The organism is Faecalibaculum rodentium (assembly GCF_001564455.1).
Lineage (GTDB): Bacteria > Bacillota_I > Bacilli_A > Erysipelotrichales > Erysipelotrichaceae > Faecalibaculum > Faecalibaculum rodentium.
Genome location: NZ_CP011391.1, coordinates 1,849,310 through 1,865,497 on the forward strand (window position 1 = coordinate 1,849,310; position 16,188 = coordinate 1,865,497).

13 protein-coding genes are annotated in these 16,188 nt (G+C 42.0%); 1 reads left to right on the forward strand and 12 read right to left on the reverse strand.

The annotated features are described in order from the left end of the window. Positions 1 to 181: 181 nt before the first annotated feature. Complete coding sequence (locus aalo17_RS09065) at positions 182 to 3,529, forward strand: RICIN domain-containing protein (RefSeq protein WP_067558511.1); 3,348 nt, start codon at positions 182 to 184, stop codon at positions 3,527 to 3,529. 40 nt (positions 3,530 to 3,569) lie between these two features. Here the strand turns inward: aalo17_RS09065 and rfbD are convergent, their stop codons facing one another. From rfbD to aalo17_RS09125, 12 genes are all read right to left on the reverse strand, one after another. Further along, positions 3,570 to 4,418, reverse strand: coding sequence for a dTDP-4-dehydrorhamnose reductase (rfbD, locus tag aalo17_RS09070; protein WP_067558513.1), 849 nt, complete (start codon positions 4,416 to 4,418; stop codon positions 3,570 to 3,572). Beyond that, positions 4,418 to 5,452, reverse strand: a complete 1,035-nt coding sequence (gene rfbB, locus aalo17_RS09075) for a dTDP-glucose 4,6-dehydratase (RefSeq protein ID WP_067558516.1) — start codon at positions 5,450 to 5,452, stop codon at positions 4,418 to 4,420. Before rfbB ends, rfbD begins: the two co-directional genes overlap by 1 nt. A gap of 10 nt (positions 5,453 to 5,462) precedes the next feature. Further along, a complete protein-coding gene (locus aalo17_RS09080; protein ID WP_067558519.1) occupies positions 5,463 to 7,013 on the reverse strand; it encodes a glucosyltransferase domain-containing protein in 1,551 nt (516 codons plus the stop codon). A 39-nt stretch (positions 7,014 to 7,052) separates the two neighbouring features. Further along, positions 7,053 to 8,012 carry a glycosyltransferase family 2 protein gene (locus aalo17_RS09085; RefSeq protein WP_067558522.1) on the reverse strand — a complete coding sequence of 320 codons (960 nt, stop codon included), beginning with the start codon at positions 8,010 to 8,012 and terminating at the stop codon, positions 7,053 to 7,055. Beyond that, a complete protein-coding gene (locus aalo17_RS09090) occupies positions 8,009 to 8,422 on the reverse strand; it encodes a GtrA family protein (protein ID WP_067558525.1) in 414 nt (137 codons plus the stop codon). Before aalo17_RS09090 ends, aalo17_RS09085 begins: the two co-directional genes overlap by 4 nt. Then, positions 8,406 to 8,981 carry a dTDP-4-dehydrorhamnose 3,5-epimerase gene (gene rfbC, locus aalo17_RS09095; protein WP_067558528.1) on the reverse strand — a complete coding sequence of 192 codons (576 nt, stop codon included), beginning with the start codon at positions 8,979 to 8,981 and terminating at the stop codon, positions 8,406 to 8,408. The genes aalo17_RS09090 and rfbC overlap by 17 nt, the downstream gene beginning before the upstream one ends. A gap of 12 nt (positions 8,982 to 8,993) precedes the next feature. Beyond that, positions 8,994 to 9,872, reverse strand: a complete 879-nt coding sequence (gene rfbA, locus aalo17_RS09100; RefSeq protein ID WP_067558531.1) for a glucose-1-phosphate thymidylyltransferase RfbA — start codon at positions 9,870 to 9,872, stop codon at positions 8,994 to 8,996. Between the two features lie 138 nt (positions 9,873 to 10,010). Continuing rightward, positions 10,011 to 11,162, reverse strand: a complete 1,152-nt coding sequence (locus aalo17_RS09105) for a MerR family transcriptional regulator (RefSeq protein ID WP_067558533.1) — start codon at positions 11,160 to 11,162, stop codon at positions 10,011 to 10,013. A gap of 75 nt (positions 11,163 to 11,237) precedes the next feature. Further along, positions 11,238 to 12,167 (reverse strand): NAD-dependent epimerase/dehydratase family protein, encoded by a 930-nt coding sequence (locus aalo17_RS09110; protein WP_067558536.1) that lies wholly within the window; start codon positions 12,165 to 12,167, stop codon positions 11,238 to 11,240. Continuing rightward, complete coding sequence (locus aalo17_RS09115) at positions 12,139 to 13,365, reverse strand: rhamnosyltransferase WsaF family glycosyltransferase (RefSeq protein WP_067558539.1); 1,227 nt, start codon at positions 13,363 to 13,365, stop codon at positions 12,139 to 12,141. Before aalo17_RS09115 ends, aalo17_RS09110 begins: the two co-directional genes overlap by 29 nt. 1 nt (position 13,366) lies before the next feature. Next, positions 13,367 to 14,338, reverse strand: coding sequence for a glycosyltransferase family A protein (locus aalo17_RS09120; RefSeq protein WP_067558541.1), 972 nt, complete (start codon positions 14,336 to 14,338; stop codon positions 13,367 to 13,369). Further along, entirely contained in the window at positions 14,338 to 16,176 is a 1,839-nt protein-coding gene (locus aalo17_RS09125) for a hypothetical protein (RefSeq protein ID WP_145907633.1), read from the reverse strand. The genes aalo17_RS09120 and aalo17_RS09125 overlap by 1 nt, the downstream gene beginning before the upstream one ends. Between the last annotated feature and the right edge of the window lie 12 nt (positions 16,177 to 16,188).

Consider the following 16,188-nt stretch of genomic DNA (forward strand, 5'->3'; position numbering starts at 1 on the left):
GCGGCTGTTTGACTCACAAACAGCCGTATTCTGGACCGCCATCTCCGGCTGTACGCCGCAGTCTGACCCGCACCATCAAAGAGCCAATGTATCTTTGGGATACAATTGTGCACAATTCAGAGAGTTTCACCAGCGCTTTGTTGATACAATATATAGAAAGTGTAACAGGAGAAGCGAAATTATGAAGAGAAAAGACATATTGATGCTGACAGCTTCCATGATGGGCATTGCCAGTGGCTGGGCAGTGTTGAACGATCAAGTATACGCAATGACCGACGAAGAGCCTCTTCCGCGGTTCGAAGAAGCGGTGTCCGAAGATAAAAATATTGCCGATGATTCGATAGTCCTTCCCGAAGCCCCTGCTGAACCAACAGCCGTCACTGAACAGTCTGCCGATACGGAATTGGCTGATCCTGCCGCCATTGACGGGAAAGCCGCAAATCTGACTGACAAGAGCAGTCCGGAAAAACCCGCTGTTCCGACAGAAACAGAAAAGACTGATGAAGATGCAGCAGCTTCCGATAATGTGGATGATACAGATGGTTCCGTTTCATCTGAAGACTCTGATGAAATATCTCCGGAAGCCAAAGGTGATAAAAATGACTCTCTGACCGCAGAACCAGGTGATCAGGCTGCTCTGACAGAGGCCAAGCTGAACGTTGCCAAAGCCCCTCTGCGCGCAGCTGCAGGTCCCACCAATGGATGGGTGAACAACAAATATTATGTAAACGGTGTCGTTTCAACCGGTGAAACCACAATTGGGCAGGACCGGTATCTGTTCGACAATGCGGGTAATGCCCTGAAGGGTTTCATGTACTATGACGGCAGACTCCTCTACTGTGCTTCCAATGGCAAAATCCAGACGGGCTCATTCACGGTGGATAAACAGACCTTCACCGCTGACAGCACAGGCGCAATCAACAGCATGAACTGTCAGAACATTCCCTATTATAATCAGCTGGATCCGCGATGGTCAGGCTATGTCATTGGCCAGGGGACCATGGGAAGCACAGCCTGCACGATGATGTCTTTGACCACCGTTGTCAATTATTTCAACAATACAAACTATTCTCCTGTGGACATTGCCATTGACTGTCACAACGCCGGGTACTACAACGGCAGAGTCCCCGGCACCATTGCCTCAGTATGGAAATATGCATCGAACAAGTATGGCCTGACATACAAGGAAGGGCTGACACTGAATTCCATAGCGCAGTCCCTGCTGGAAGGCAACATTGTCGTTGGCGGTGTGGGATACAGCCGCTGGTGTCCATGGTATGGTTCCACCCATCAGATTTACCTGACGGGCTACAGGAATGGACAGGTGCAGGTGTACGACCCTTATCAGACATCGCAGTGTGGCTGGTTCAGCCTGAATGACATCTGGAATGTGAAATCTACGGATCCTGATGACAACCTCAACAACGGCCCTTTCTTTGCACTGGGAAAAAGAAACATTGCCACCATCCATTCATCTCTTGCTGCCTATGGCACAGTCGTGATTGGTGACCAGGCCTATACCGGATCAGCAGTCAGGGGAAATCCGATTGTCGGTTTCTATCAGAACGGCAGCTATGTCCAGCTGCAGGAAGGCCGGGACTATACTGTCAGCTATGCCAACAATACCAATGCCGGAGAAGCACGGATTACAGTTACCGGTAAAGGTTTCTACAAGGGAACGATTTCCCGGACGTTTTATATTGTCAATAACGTGATTCGAGACTCAACATACACGCTTCAAAGCAGCGGGAATACGAGTCTTGTGATGGATGTTATAAATGCTTCCAAAAGTTCAGGGGCTCAACTGCAGATCTACGCTGACAACAATACTCTTGGTCAGCAATATGTCATCAAGCGTCAGGCAAATGGCTATTATACAATCCAGAACAAAAACTCCGGCCTTTATCTGACGAGTGACGCAGACTGGCGAAAAATAGAAAATGGATTGAAACTTACCCAGCAGAGATATAAAAATAGCGGATCTTGTCTATGGATGATCCGGGCCACATCCAATGGCTATGTAATTTCATCTTCCATAAACTCTCAGTACGTTCTGGATGTAACTGGCGGTTATTTCACAAACAACAGCAAACTTCAGCTTTATACCAGAAATGGCACCAAGGCTCAGGCATGGAAACTGATGGATCTGGAATTGATAGCCAGGGAGATTGATCAATTGGCCGCTGCCAATAAAGATGTGGTAAATGATGGATATTATATTATCCGGTCAACCTTAAACCCGAACCAGGTACTCGATGCCAGCAATGCAGGAACTGCAAATGGAACCAATATTCAGATTTATACCAGCAATGGTACTGAAGCACAGTTGTTTCAGGTTTCTCACTCAGGCAATTTCCTGAAGATCACCAATACAAATTCCGGTAAAGTCCTTGATATCGCTGGAGGAGCCAGACATCCGGGATCAAATATCCGGCTCTTTGACTGGAATGGTTCCAAAGCACAGCTGTGGATAGCAGTACAGACCAATGATGGTGTCAAACTCGTTTCTGCACTCGATAAGAACCTGGTTATGGATTTGTTTATGGCCAGAACGACAAACACGAACAACGTCTGGGTATACTCTGACAATAATACAAGAGCTCAAAGGTGGGAGTTCTCAAAGGCCGAAGATCCCAGAACACGATTGGACAAAATGGCCCTCAGTGGGAAAAGGCTAATCAATGAAGGTATTTATGAAATTCATTCTGCAGTAAATAGTCGATATAACCTCGATGTATTCATGGGGTATACAAACAACCGAACGAACATTCAACTGTATGCAGATAATGATACTAGTGCTCAAAGATGGGTGATCTCATTTGATGATAAAGGATATGCGACAATCAAAAATCAGAAGTCAGGTCATTGTTTGAGCCTTGCATCCAATTCTGTGCAAAGTGGAACCAACATTCTGCAGTCTTCCGGTTCGACGTACAGCCAGAAATGGATCTTCAAGAAGAACGGCAACTTCATTCAAATTGCCTCGGCATGGAACGATCGGTATGTGATTGACCTGTCTGGAGCTCATGCGGTCAATGGCCGCAATATTCAACTGTATGCGAATAACGGCAGCAATGCTCAGAACTGGCAGTTCGTTAAAATATCCTCATTCAGCGGAGCCGCAGCCGGTGACATCAGTGATACGGCTACAAAGCCGATCAACCCAATCAAAGCCGATTACTGGAATGGACAGGTCCTGACTCCAAAGCTGGGAATCGTGGAAGGCCCGTCAGGAAATGAGTCTTATTACAATCTGAACATGAACGGTGTTCTCAGAATTATGCGCAGCATTGGCAACAACGACGAATACTGGCTCAGAGAAGACGGAGTGAAAATGCTCGGTAAGTATGTGATGGTGGCGGCGAATCTGGAAACCCGTCCCCGGGGAAGTCTGATCAAAACTACACTGGGGATGGCTATCGTCTGCGATACAGGAGATTTTGTGAAGAAGGATCCAATGCAACTGGATATAGCTGTAGGCTGGAAGAAAGACAAAGAAACGGGCACCTACTATATCGATGCCCTGTAATGAACATTGGAGCTGGATGAACACATCCAGCTCCAATTCTTTATTTGAGTACTTCCAGATATCGTGACAAAGCATCCTGCCAGGATGGCAGACGATCAAATCCATGTTTATCCAGCTCGGTCTGATTCATCCTTGAATTGTGAGGACGTCTGGCCTTTGCCGGGAACTGGGAAGAATCTACAGGGGTCACCTCCACATCCATTCCAGCCTGCCGGAAGATTTCCTTCGCGAAATCATACCAGGAAATGTATTCACCAGAGTTTGTGGCGTGATATGTACCATACTCTTCTGTCTGGATCATATCTACAACCAGTTTCGCCAAATCATAGGTATAGGTCGGCAGGCCAATCTGATCGTTTACCACAGAAACAGCTCCGCGTTCTTTACCTAAACGCAACATAGTCTTTATGAAGTTGTTGCCGTTTTTTCCAAATACCCAGGCAATTCGGATGATGAAATGTTTAGGGTTCTCAACAATATATTTCTCCCCCTCACCTTTGGTTACGCCATAGACATTCAAAGGTTCGAATTCATCGTATTCATTCCAGGGAGTGTCCCCTTCCCCATCGAAGACATAGTCGGTGGAGAAATACATCACTGGAATGTCCAGTTCCCGACAAATGTCGGATATGTACTTTGGACCCATCGCATTGACTGCTCTGACCTTTTCAAAAAGTTCAGGTTCTTCTGCCTTGTCCACAGCTGTCCAGGCAGCACAATGCACCACAGCATCATAGTTTCCTTCTGTGATTACGTCACGTACCTGTTGTGGATTGGTAATGTCCATTTCATTAATATCGACACCGACTGCTTCAATACCTCTCTTCTGGGCTTCATTTACCACATCATAGCCCAGCTGGCCCTTATAACCAGTAACGAGAATTTTCATTATTCTTCAGCCCGTCCTTTGTCTACATACATTTCCTTGAAGTAGTTCTGATACTCTCCAGAAATGATGTTTTCCCACCATTCTTTGTTGTCGAGATACCACTGGATGGTCTGGGGAATACCGGTATCAAATGTATATTCAGGCTCCCACCCCAGTTCTCTTTCCAGCTTTGTCGGGTCGATTGCATACCGCATATCGTGGCCTTTCCGGTCCGTCACATATGTGATCAGACTTTCCGGTTTGTCGAGAGCTTTCAGGACTGTCTTGACAACTTCCAGGTTGGTTCGTTCATTGTGCCCTCCCACATTGTAGACTTCCCCAACTTTGCCGTTTCGAATGATCAAATCGATGGCCGTGCAATGATCATGGACATGCAGCCAGTCACGGACATTTTCGCCGGTTCCATATACAGGAATAGTCTCATCATTCAGTGCGCGTGAAATGATCAGGGGAATCAGCTTTTCCGGGAAGTGATAGGGGCCATAGTTGTTGGAGCAGCGGGAAATCGTTGTCGGCAGACCATAGGTTCGGTGATAAGCCTGCACAAACAGATCAGCGGCAGCTTTGGCACTGGAATAGGGAGAACTTGTGTGCAGCGGAGTTTTCTCGGTGAAGAACAGATCCGGGCGATCCAGCGGCAAATCACCATACACTTCATCTGTCGAAACCTGGTGATACCGCTTTACGCCGTACTTAACAGATGCATCCAGCAGCGTTGTTGTACCCAGAACGTTGGTTTTGACAAAGATTTCAGGATCCTCAATGGAACGGTCTACATGTGACTCTGCAGCAAAGTTGACCACAACGTCCGGACGTTCCTTTTCGAAGAGATCCATGATGAACTCCCGGTCTGCAATGTCGCCCTTTACGAATTTATAGTTGGGCTTGTCTTCCACACTTTTCAGCGTCTCCAGGTTTCCTGCATAGGTCAGAGCATCCAGATTGATAATTTGATCTTCTGGATATTTATTGACCATGTACTGTACAAAGTTACCGCCGATAAAACCGGCACCGCCTGTTACTAAAATTTTCATAATATTCCTCCTAGTCTGATAATTTGACTATGTAATAATCGTTAAATTGAATGACTGATCCGTCTTTTGGGAAACTGGGCATTGTGATTGCTGTTTGCGTTGCCTGATCAACCTTATCTTGAGGTATTGGTACATATCTTGTTCCACATACCGCATTGATATAAGCGGATCCACGACCAGATACAGCGCCTGGAGATTCAGGCCTCCAATCCCAATAAAAATCCGAAGAAGGAAACATCTCAACGCCGAGATTCAAAGCTTCTGTTGCGGCTGGATTCAACTCAACCATTCTCTTACCGTAAATAAAAATCGAATTTATATTGGAGTCTGATGATATTTTTTGAATTTCCTGGTTGATTTGCTGCGCTAAAAACCTGTCACGAACATCCCGCATTTCATCAGCATAAAATAAACTTAATGTAGTTTTTGCATTCAGCATCACTGGAAAGACCAAGCTACAGGCAATTATACCTTTTGTAACTGTTCGCCAGTTCGTATTGGATGTCTTTTTATATTTGAAAGCATACGAGAGAAAAGCCCCTGTAAATAGTGGAACACTTAATTGAGCTCTGAATAATGGAGTTCCTCCCAAGTATAGAAACATGAGATAATTGGACATTATCATTATTAAGATAAGTAAAAACTCAACAATGATATATTGCGTTTCTTCACGCCTGGCAATTGCCTTCAATCCAATAGATATCAAACCAATAATAATAAAAGGACCATAATAATATCGATAGGAATGAAACGTACTCTTTATTGATTGGTATAAGTTCTTTAGAGCTTCTCTAATTCCTTCATCCCAATATGACATTCCATCTAAATATCCATCAGTTGGATACAACTTCAATAGAAGAAAATAGATAAATAAACTTATAATTCCAATAGCAATGATAAGAAGCGAATTAGGGATAAACTTCCTCAAATCCCTCTCAAAATACGAAGAACGATAAGCCAGTAATAAGCAAAATGAAACTGCAACTGCAAACACAGCTACAAAAGCTTGATAACAGGAAAAAACAAGAACTAACAAGCAAATGGTCAAAAACAAAGACAATATTCTTGCTAAATTGCTTTTCAGCGTAAACCAATGAAATTGGCAAAAGACTGCAATGGATAATAAGCAGAATGCCAGACTTATCCCCGCTTGTTGTAAAGAAAAGTAAAATTGACTGGCCCAAATTGGACTCGTCATATAAACAGCAAGAAAGATGTATGGATTGATCAACCATTCATAACCCGAGACATAGTAAAACAGATAAACCCAAATCAAACTGCTGCCCGAGAAGAAGATCAGCATTAAAAATCCTGAAAAGAAGGGATCATAATGCCACAGTGTTAAAAACTCTTGTAGATAATGTAGACCGAATCTTCCTATCTGAAGCCAGTTTAGTGAATGACCCCCATTAATCAAGGTCTCAGTATCCACTTGTACCGATAAGCTGAAAGCCTGCTGATAGTAAAGCAAAACAGTTAGTATAACCGAGACCAAGAGAATTCCCAAATGTGTCTGGTAAAAAAATAATATGTCTGTTTTTTTGTTTTTTTGATTTTTCATACATACCTCACTCAAAAACCGGAATGAAAGTATGGATACTCATTCGCCATTATCATTACTTTTTAAATCAATGTTACTGCTTTTACAAATGTAGATTGGTCTGTGTTTTGTTTCCAAATACGTCTTGGATACATATTGTCCCAAAATCCCTATTGAGAGCAACTGAACTCCACCAATCAACATGACTATACAGACCATTGATGGCCATCCACTGACAGGATCTCCAAACAAGATTGTCCGCAAAATAATTACGATTATCATAATAAAAGCTATTAACGAAAACAGAACTCCAAACACTGAGGCAATTTGCAAAGGAAGAACGCTGAAAGCTGTAATACCCTCTAATGAATATTTAAAGAGTTTCCAAAATGACCATTTGGTCTCTCCAGCCACTCGCTCAATATTTTCAAATTCAATCCATTTGGTATTGAAACCAATCCAGCCAAATATCCCTTTGGAAAACCTGTTGTATTCTTTCATGTCCAGGATCGTATCCACCATCTGCCTGGTCATTAATCTATAATCTCTGGCTCCATCAACGATATCTGCATCGGAAATCCTGTTGATAATTCGATAGAACATTCTTGCAAAGAACGAGCGGATTGGTGGTTCTCCCTTACGCGTTACTCGCCGGGTTGCAGCACTGTCATATCCTTCGTCTCTGATTGCCTCCATCATTTCAGGCAGCAAAGCAGGAGGATCCTGTAAATCTGCATCCATCAGTACACAGTAATCTCCGCTGCTGTTTTGAAGACCGGCATAAATTGCAGCTTCTTTTCCAAAGTTTCTGGGAAATGAAACATATTTAACTCTGATATCTTTTTCGGACAAGTCCGTCAGCAGTTTCAATGTATCATCTTTGGATCCATCATCCACAAACAGAAACTCGAATTTGAAAACATCCATGTGCTTTGCGGTTTTCACAATCTCTTCATAGAAATAGGGTAAGGCCTCTTCTTCGTTATAACATGGGACGATAACGCTAATTTTTTCATTCATTTTGCAGTACCTCCCGTAAATACAAATATTTTACTGAGTACATAGTTTGCTATCACCACCAGGACATTGGCTATAATTTTTGCAATCAGATTATTTGTCTGAAGAATACCCACCATGAACCACATAACTGCCATATCCAATGCCAAGGTTGAAAGTCGAGATGAAAAAAACTTTATAATTTCCCACCCAACATTTACGGCGGCGGAGTTGAAGACATATCGTCTATTGGTGATATAGGCGAATAACACGCTGAGGATCCACGCAATTACGTTAGAAATTAAATATTGTACATGGAGTACATCTGCGCAAATAGTGAAGGCAGCTATATTGACGAGGGTTGTGAGTACTCCAAAAATCAAGTAATTTATTACTTCTCTGTTCTTGCGATAGATATTAGCAATTTTCTCCATATACAAACTGATTATCAGACTTTTCCAGAGTCGGACCATTCATGTCTTTTTCAGACAATACAGGTTCTATCCCCTCCAGTAGAGCGCCCCAGTCTACGTTCACTGTTGGGTCATCATAGCGCATTCCGCCTTCTGATTCCTTGTTGTATACATTGTCTACCTTATAACGGAATTCCACATCCGGTGTCAGTGTCAGAAAGCCATGCGCAAATCCCTGAGGAATGAAAAACTGCCGGTGGTTATCTTCTGACAGTTCTACCGATACCCATTTTCCAAATGATGGGCTTCCCTTTCGGATATCCACGGCTACGTCAATCACGCGGCCTTTTGTACAGGATACCAGTTTGGATTGTGCATAGGGAGGATTCTGCCAATGCAGGCCGCGGAGTGTTCCCGGCGTTGCGCTGAAGGACATATTATCCTGTACAAAATCTACATCGATCCCCAGTTTTTCATATTTGGGTTTTGAATATGTCTCGGTAAAATAACCGCGATGATCACCAAATACATCTGTATCAATAATCAGTACTCCAGGGATTGCTGTTTCAGTAACTTTCATGCGGACTCTCCTTTACTTGATATATTTCCTGTCCAGTATTTTTTTCAGATAATCACCATACTGGTTCTTTTTGTATGTCTCGTAAGTCCTAGCCAAATCTTCGTGTGTGATCCATCCATTGTCATATGCGATTTCTTCCAGACAGGCGATCTTCCGATGCTGATGTTCTTCAATGGTTTTGACGAAATTCGTGGCATCTACCAGTGACTGATGGGTTCCTGTATCCAGCCAGGTGAACCCATCTCCCAGAAGGGTAACGTTCAGATTGCCTTTGTCCAGATAAATCCGGTTCAAATCTGTTATCTCCAGCTCTCCGCGGGGACTAGGCTTGAGATTCTTGGCATACTCAACAACATTGTTGTCATAAAAATACAATCCGGTTACAGCGTAATTGGATTTGGGATCTTCGGGTTTTTCTTCCAGCGATACAGCTTTTCCATCGCTGTCAAACTCAACAACGCCAAACCGTTCCGGGTCTTCGACATAGTATCCGAATACTGTAGCCCCATTTTCTCTGTTAGCTGCAGCTCTGAGCCTTTTGGTCAGTCCGTGTCCATGGAAGATATTGTCTCCCAGTATCATGGCAACTGAGTCATCTCCAATGAACTCTTCTCCGAGGATGAATGCCTGGGCAAGTCCATCTGGCGAAGGCTGTACTTTATAAGAGAGGTTCACTCCATACTGATGCCCATCCCCCAGAAGTTCCTCAAATCGGGGTGTATCTTCCGGTGTGGAGATGATCAGGATATCCTTGATTCCTGCCTGCATGAGAATGCTCATGGAGTAGTAAATCATAGGCTTGTCATAAATTGGTAGCAGCTGCTTCGATGTTACTTTTGTAAGTGGGTAAAGCCGGGTTCCGCTTCCCCCTGCTAAAATAATGCCTTTCATGGAATTTACCTCCAATATCAACACAATAAACCCTGACCTAAGGTCAGGGTCAAGCATCCTTCTATGACAATTTTAATACTTCAAGCCTCTAAGTATCTGGAAAACAAGGAACACCATTTTAAGGTAATATTAATTTTATTAAGTTTTATAGCCAACAAAAAGACAGGCGTCTTTCTGAACCTCTATCTTCCCATTCTGCTGCAGCTGTTTATCAATATAACTGCTGAATTCTTCCAGATTGTTTACTAGCATTTCAGTCTGATTCCCATGACAACTGAGAATATAGTCAATCAATGGCTGTCTTTCGCTAATCTGGAGTGACCCAAAGAAATCAAATCTGTTCAGCCCTTTGAAATATTTACGAAGAATTTCACTGCCATTCTCTTTACCGAATTTATCCTGCAGACACTCTGTCGATAAGCTTATTTTAGGATTATAGTCCTTGCATAATTGTGTGATTTCAGCCAAATGATTTTTCCCATATGTACTGCAAAATACTGTCCCCTTTGGCTTGAGAACACGGTAAATCTCAGATAGTCCCTGATCAATATCTTCCAAATAGAAAAGAACATGATTGGCAATTACTATATCAAAATAATCGTTTTTAAATGGTAATGCTTCGCAACTGCAGACAATCGTATTGACCTGATGTCCAAATCTGGTTCTCACTGCTTTTATCATGCCTTCTGACTGATCAGTCAGAAATACATCACATTCTGAGATTGAATCATAAGAGAAAGAACTCCATAATTCCCCGTTTCCACAGCCAATTTCCAGCACCTTCATGCCAGTCAAAAGTTGTATATGACTCGCTACCCAGGGAAACCATGGTGTTTTTTCGCTTGAAAACTGTCTATGAAGAGAAATTCGAATCGATAAATCTTTAGACTCTCTATAGTTTTCTGCGATGCTCGTTTCTTTATGAATCAGCTTGAAAAAGACAGATGCATCATCCCAGGAAAAATTGCCATAGCGTGCTTGTTTGATCATCCTGATCAATACATCATCCAGGACTCTGAGATTCATGATTTGTTTCTGAGTCAATTCATGTTGCTGAAGTAGGGATTTCGGTAAATCGTCACTACTGGATAATATTTTCTGTATTTCGTTCAACGCGAATCCCAGTTTCCGCAACAATAAAATCTGCTGCATAGAATATAGATCAACCTCAGAATACTCACGATACCCATTGTTTTGATTTCTATTTGGATTTAAAAGTCCGGTTTTTTCGAAATATCTTAACGTTTTTTCTGTTACGCCTGTAAAGCGAGAGAACTCTTTGATATTCATACATTCCATCCAAGTCAGATTTTACTCATAAAAGAATTACCTTATTCCAGCAAAATATGTTGATTCGCTCTCCGTCTATTCCTGGTCCTGACTCTTTTCCCATCCATTATGCTGAAGATAATCTGTATATTTTGCCAAACCTTCTTGAAAAGAAGTTAATGGGCCTGTATATACCATTCTGATTTTCTCGTTATCAAGAACAACAGCAGGAACATCTACACTTCTTGAGTCCTTATATTGTACTTTTGGCGTATATCCCAGCTTTCGAAGACACTCGATAACTTGATTTAAAGAAATACCTTCATTGCTGGAAACGTTGAAAACTTCCTGTTCGCCGTTATAATCCAGCAGAGCGTAGAGCATCTCGACTACATCATCAATATAGATATAATCACGTATTACTGTACCGTCTCCCCATATCTCAATAGGCTCATGGGACAGTGTTTTTTTCACAGCCGCATCTACAAATCCAACACCTTTATGAAAATCCTGCCCGGGTCCATAAGGATTAGAAATTCGGGCGATTAACATGTTTGAATGCGTTTGCGTATTGAACGTTCTCATAACACTTTCAATACACAATTTAACCGATCCATAATGGTTAATTGGCTTACATTCCGCATCTTCCCGAATAGGCTGCTCATTCTGAATACCATAAATCGTACCGCCAGATGATAAAAATATCACTTTGATTCCCCTCTTTATGCAGAGATCAAATAAATGAACACTCTGGACAAAATCCCGGGCATATCCCTGCATGAAACGAATGTTGGAGTTGCCAGGATTTACAGTACTGAGGCAATGGTAGACAGCATCGATTCCATCAAGAGCTCTTTCCAGGTTTTCATCATCAAAAAAATCTCCAGACATATATTTAACTCCTTCAACGGGATAGTCTGTGTGGTGGAGATCAAAAGATGTGACAGACTCCCCCTTCTGATTCAGTTTTCTTATCAGATTCGAACCAATGAAGCCACTACCACCTATTACCAATACATTTCTCATCTTCACTTATACCTTTCAGTATTGCTTTCCTGACTATTTCCTCTTCTTTTTCCCAGGATGTCTTCAAGGCGAAGTCTATTCCCTTTTTCCGAATATTCGCCAGTTCTTCAGGATGCTTTAAATACCATTCCATCGTCAATGCCATCTGCAAGGGATCATAATCCACCAGAACAGAATTTTGTGAATTAACGAGCCATTCACTGTTTGGCCCTTTTGAGCACACAGCTACCGATCCCGATCCCATGACTTCCAGAGGAAGCAGGGACAGATTAGTATTTGAAATAACGAAGCAAAGGTCACAGGAACTGTAAAGATCGGACAATTCCGAAATATCCAGAATACCCAGACTCTGATGTCGGAATGGAATAACATATTCATTAATATCCCAGCCCGCAAACACAACTTCCACTTCAGGCATCCTTTTGCATAATTCTTCCAATGCCAGCAATCCCAATTCGAAATCTCTTCTTGGAGTTACTGGACGGGCATAGAAGAATACTCGAGTAGTTGAATTTGTTTTTTCCTTGGGAAAATACAAGTCTTTATCATAAGAAAAGCTGAAGCTGTCTGCCTTCATCCCAAATTGTTCGATACATATATTTTGAAGCCAGGTCCCTGCCGTCAGACCCCGAAAGCCGAAGCGGTACGTATTCTCTGCAAACTCATATTCGGAACCAAGCGGGTAAAAATAGGGTTCATAGTCCTGGATAAAATAGAATTTAGATATGCAGTTGTCAAAGCGGCGGACAAAATAAGCGGTTTGCCAGCTTGTAGCCACAATCGCATCTGCATACTCCATATCTTCAGTATTATGATAAAGATCAACATTTGAATCAAGTATTTTAAAATTTTCCCTAACAAATTCTGTCATGGCCTGCTTTGAATATAAATTTACAGGCCGATCAATATAGAGCCTGTTGTGAAAACCATTCTGCTCCAAATAGCTGATAAATCTGAATATATTGATATGCCCTCCGGAACCTTTGCCCATTTCCGGAATTACCCAGTTCAGAGTTTTCTTTTTTTCCTTGTTTTTTTGGTAGTCCTCATACGAAAACGGGATAGTATCAGTGTTTACAATGAAGTTCCAGAATCCCAGAATATCCCGTTTTTGTGGTCCTTCGGCAGCCCGCTGTATCGACCCTTTCACTCCACGAACTTTCAGACAATTTACTGCCCGTTTCACAAATGCTCTCATTCTATTCACTCCTTTGTTGCAACTGTTGTGAGTATTTTCTATCCATTTTCACTTTATCGGACTCAGATAAACCTGGATATTGTCCAGCTCTGAGGGCTGAAGTTACCCGATACCAGTTTCGTTTGATTGCATAACCGTTCCACTGTTTCCTCTCTGGACCTGAAAGGTCCAGAGATTTCAAATATCGAATATCTCTTCGTGCGAGTACGAGGAATAATTTTATAGCTTCTTTCCAGCTGTGAACCATGACATAACCATGCAGTTCAAGCAATCCCTTATATTCGTCGTAATAACGCATCCTATAAGTTTCGAGTGGATAATTGTGCGAATGAAAAACGGCTGCTGTGGGGCAGTACAGCTTTTTATAACCCTTTTCAATCATCTGCCTGGCCCAAATCTGATCTTCGGCAAAATTGACGTCTTCGTATGGATTCTGTTCAAATACGCATCGTTTAACACAGGAGTTATTATCCGAAAAAAATGCCAGTAAATGGCGGTATCCTTCATCCTGTTTATATCTCTCTGGATCTTTGAGCTGATAGACAGTATTTGTTTCCCCAAAACCCTGGAAATGAAGTTCCAAATCTCGTTTATCCAGAAGATTACAATCCGGATATGGATAGTGAATCCCAAAACCACCAACAATCTCGGGATCACTCTTCATTCCATCCAGAAAATTCTGAAGCCAGTGAGTATCAACCGGCAAAGCATCTTGAGTAAGAAATAAAATATATTCACCCGTTCCCAGACTCGCTCCCAGATTTCTGGTTTTTCCATGGCCAAACTCTTCTTTCGGTATCTGTTTAAGAATACAGCCATATTTTCGAATCACATTCACCGTATTATCATGTGAACCGCTGTCTACACATACGACTTCGTATGTGTAATTCGTCTCCTGTCGATAAATCATATCCAGGACTTTCTCAAACAGCTCTCCCCCGTTTTTGGTTGGAATGACAATCGTAGCATCCATTATAATAACCTCAATTTTCGTAGTAACCGAACACTAGTCTTTGAATACAACTCATCGTACTGCCCTTTAATCTCATCTATGGAGATATTCAAGTGTTGATTGGTTTGCATAAGATTCGAAACAGTTGTTATATCTGAATCATCATAACTGTATATCAGAGCATCCAGTTCCAGCATGCTTCCAGCAGGATTCTCGATACTAATGATAGGCTGTCTGGTAAAAATATACTCATTGCCTTCAGCAATATCTGCGTTCGTTGTAAAGTCGACCGGCTTCCCATCAACCTCAATTTTTCGAATACGCATCATTGCATTGTGCTCAAAGCAAATATGGATTGTTGATCCAGATTCAATATGAGCTCTGATAGACAGATCCGGATTCAGCAAAAAGGATTTACAGATCTTTTTGGAATCTTGTTCAATAGTACATTCTATCAACTGCGTATGTATATTCGGTATTGGTACAGAAATGCCACCGGCTTCAGCAAGCTTTTGCCATAGAGTACCGTCTGAAACGTATTGCTGAAAGGATTCTTCCATTTTCCAGAACAGTTCCTGCATCTCATCTGTAATCCCATACTGTTTCCAGATTCTGTTTTTCATTTCACTCTCCATATCGTTGAATTCTGGTGAGTGCAGCATACTGCGAAACAGAATAAATTTGGTTGGAACAGAGAATGGAAATGTCCATTCATAATCAATAATGGTCATTGTCCCACCATCTCCGACGATTATGTTTCCAGGTACCAAATCAATATTGCTCTGCTCTCTGCTTATTTCGCCTTCAAGAATCGAATAATCATGATCTCCAAATAAATTCAGGAACTCCTGATTCGGCGTGAATTTACATTCAGGTCCAAAACTCGCAGCTTCCCAGACTATATCCATAATATGGCTGACAGTCTCAAAATCATTATTTTGAACGGCATTGGTCAATTCTGAGTCCAGTGATCTGCCTTCAACAAAAGAAAAAATACAACTGTCGCCTGCCATCCGCGCAGGACAATATTTGAGGTTACTGGATTGATAATCATTTGTGTAGCATTGATAATCCACCATTCTTTGTAGATGATCTTTGCCACCAGAATAGATTGGATGTTTGATGACTACCTTTCCTGTCACACGATTTTGGATGGTTGTATAAATCTGGAATCTCGGTTTCCGATTCCGCGAGAACTTGACATATTCAATATCAGGAGTATCAGCTTTGCTGATTACAAACAGATAACTGTTGGTGAAGTCCTCAAAATATCCTGCATCAAATGCGCTTTGCATGAATTTCCCACTGTCTGCAATCTGATAAGCCGGACCTGAATAGTTATAATCCGGATGCAGTAAATCTGATCGTTTCGGATTCTTGGAAAACAGATAATCGGCTGTAAAACTGTCAGGATATGGGAAATAGCTCTTTGTCCTCTGGGCATAGTTTTCCAGCAGCAGACTCCATTCTTTCCATGAAAACTGGAAATGGCTTTCCTGGCTTTTATATTGATCTAGACTGGTAACCCCCCTGCATCCAAATTTGTTTTGGGCAATTATGATAACTTTCCCGGATTCATTCAGCAGTTCCAAAGCCTGGTCAATTCGCATCTTTTTTTCCCGTTCATCATCCAGAGAGTTGTCAAAGATGATGAAATCAAATAATTCCGAAGCACTGCTGATTATGTCGAGAGATTCTGATTCGATGATAGATTCATTGGACAGTGCCGTACGAACCGCCTCACCATTTTTTCCAATATACAGACTCTTTAAATCTTCAATACCGGGAATCCAGAGAAGAGCATTTTGCATATAACCCGATTCACTAAGCGCTGAATTACAGGAAATACAGTCTTTCATAATCACCCTCCT

Bases quoted from the DNA above. Each gene is read 5' to 3' on its own strand.
- aalo17_RS09065 (WP_067558511.1), top strand. From the start codon at position 182: ATGAAGAGAAAAGACATATTGATGCTGACAGCTTCCATGATGGGCATT.
- rfbD (WP_067558513.1), bottom strand. From the start codon at position 4,418: ATGAAAATTCTCGTTACTGGTTATAAGGGCCAGCTGGGCTATGATGTG.
- rfbB (WP_067558516.1), bottom strand. From the start codon at position 5,452: ATGAAAATTTTAGTAACAGGCGGTGCCGGTTTTATCGGCGGTAACTTT.
- aalo17_RS09080 (WP_067558519.1), bottom strand. From the start codon at position 7,013: ATGAAAAATCAAAAAAACAAAAAAACAGACATATTATTTTTTTACCAG.
- aalo17_RS09085 (WP_067558522.1), bottom strand. From the start codon at position 8,012: ATGAATGAAAAAATTAGCGTTATCGTCCCATGTTATAACGAAGAAGAG.
- aalo17_RS09090 (WP_067558525.1), bottom strand. From the start codon at position 8,422: ATGGAGAAAATTGCTAATATCTATCGCAAGAACAGAGAAGTAATAAAT.
- rfbC (WP_067558528.1), bottom strand. From the start codon at position 8,981: ATGAAAGTTACTGAAACAGCAATCCCTGGAGTACTGATTATTGATACA.
- rfbA (WP_067558531.1), bottom strand. From the start codon at position 9,872: ATGAAAGGCATTATTTTAGCAGGGGGAAGCGGAACCCGGCTTTACCCA.
- aalo17_RS09105 (WP_067558533.1), bottom strand. From the start codon at position 11,162: ATGAATATCAAAGAGTTCTCTCGCTTTACAGGCGTAACAGAAAAAACG.
- aalo17_RS09110 (WP_067558536.1), bottom strand. From the start codon at position 12,167: ATGAGAAATGTATTGGTAATAGGTGGTAGTGGCTTCATTGGTTCGAAT.
- aalo17_RS09115 (WP_067558539.1), bottom strand. From the start codon at position 13,365: ATGAGAGCATTTGTGAAACGGGCAGTAAATTGTCTGAAAGTTCGTGGA.
- aalo17_RS09120 (WP_067558541.1), bottom strand. From the start codon at position 14,338: ATGGATGCTACGATTGTCATTCCAACCAAAAACGGGGGAGAGCTGTTT.
- aalo17_RS09125 (WP_145907633.1), bottom strand. From the start codon at position 16,176: ATGAAAGACTGTATTTCCTGTAATTCAGCGCTTAGTGAATCGGGTTAT.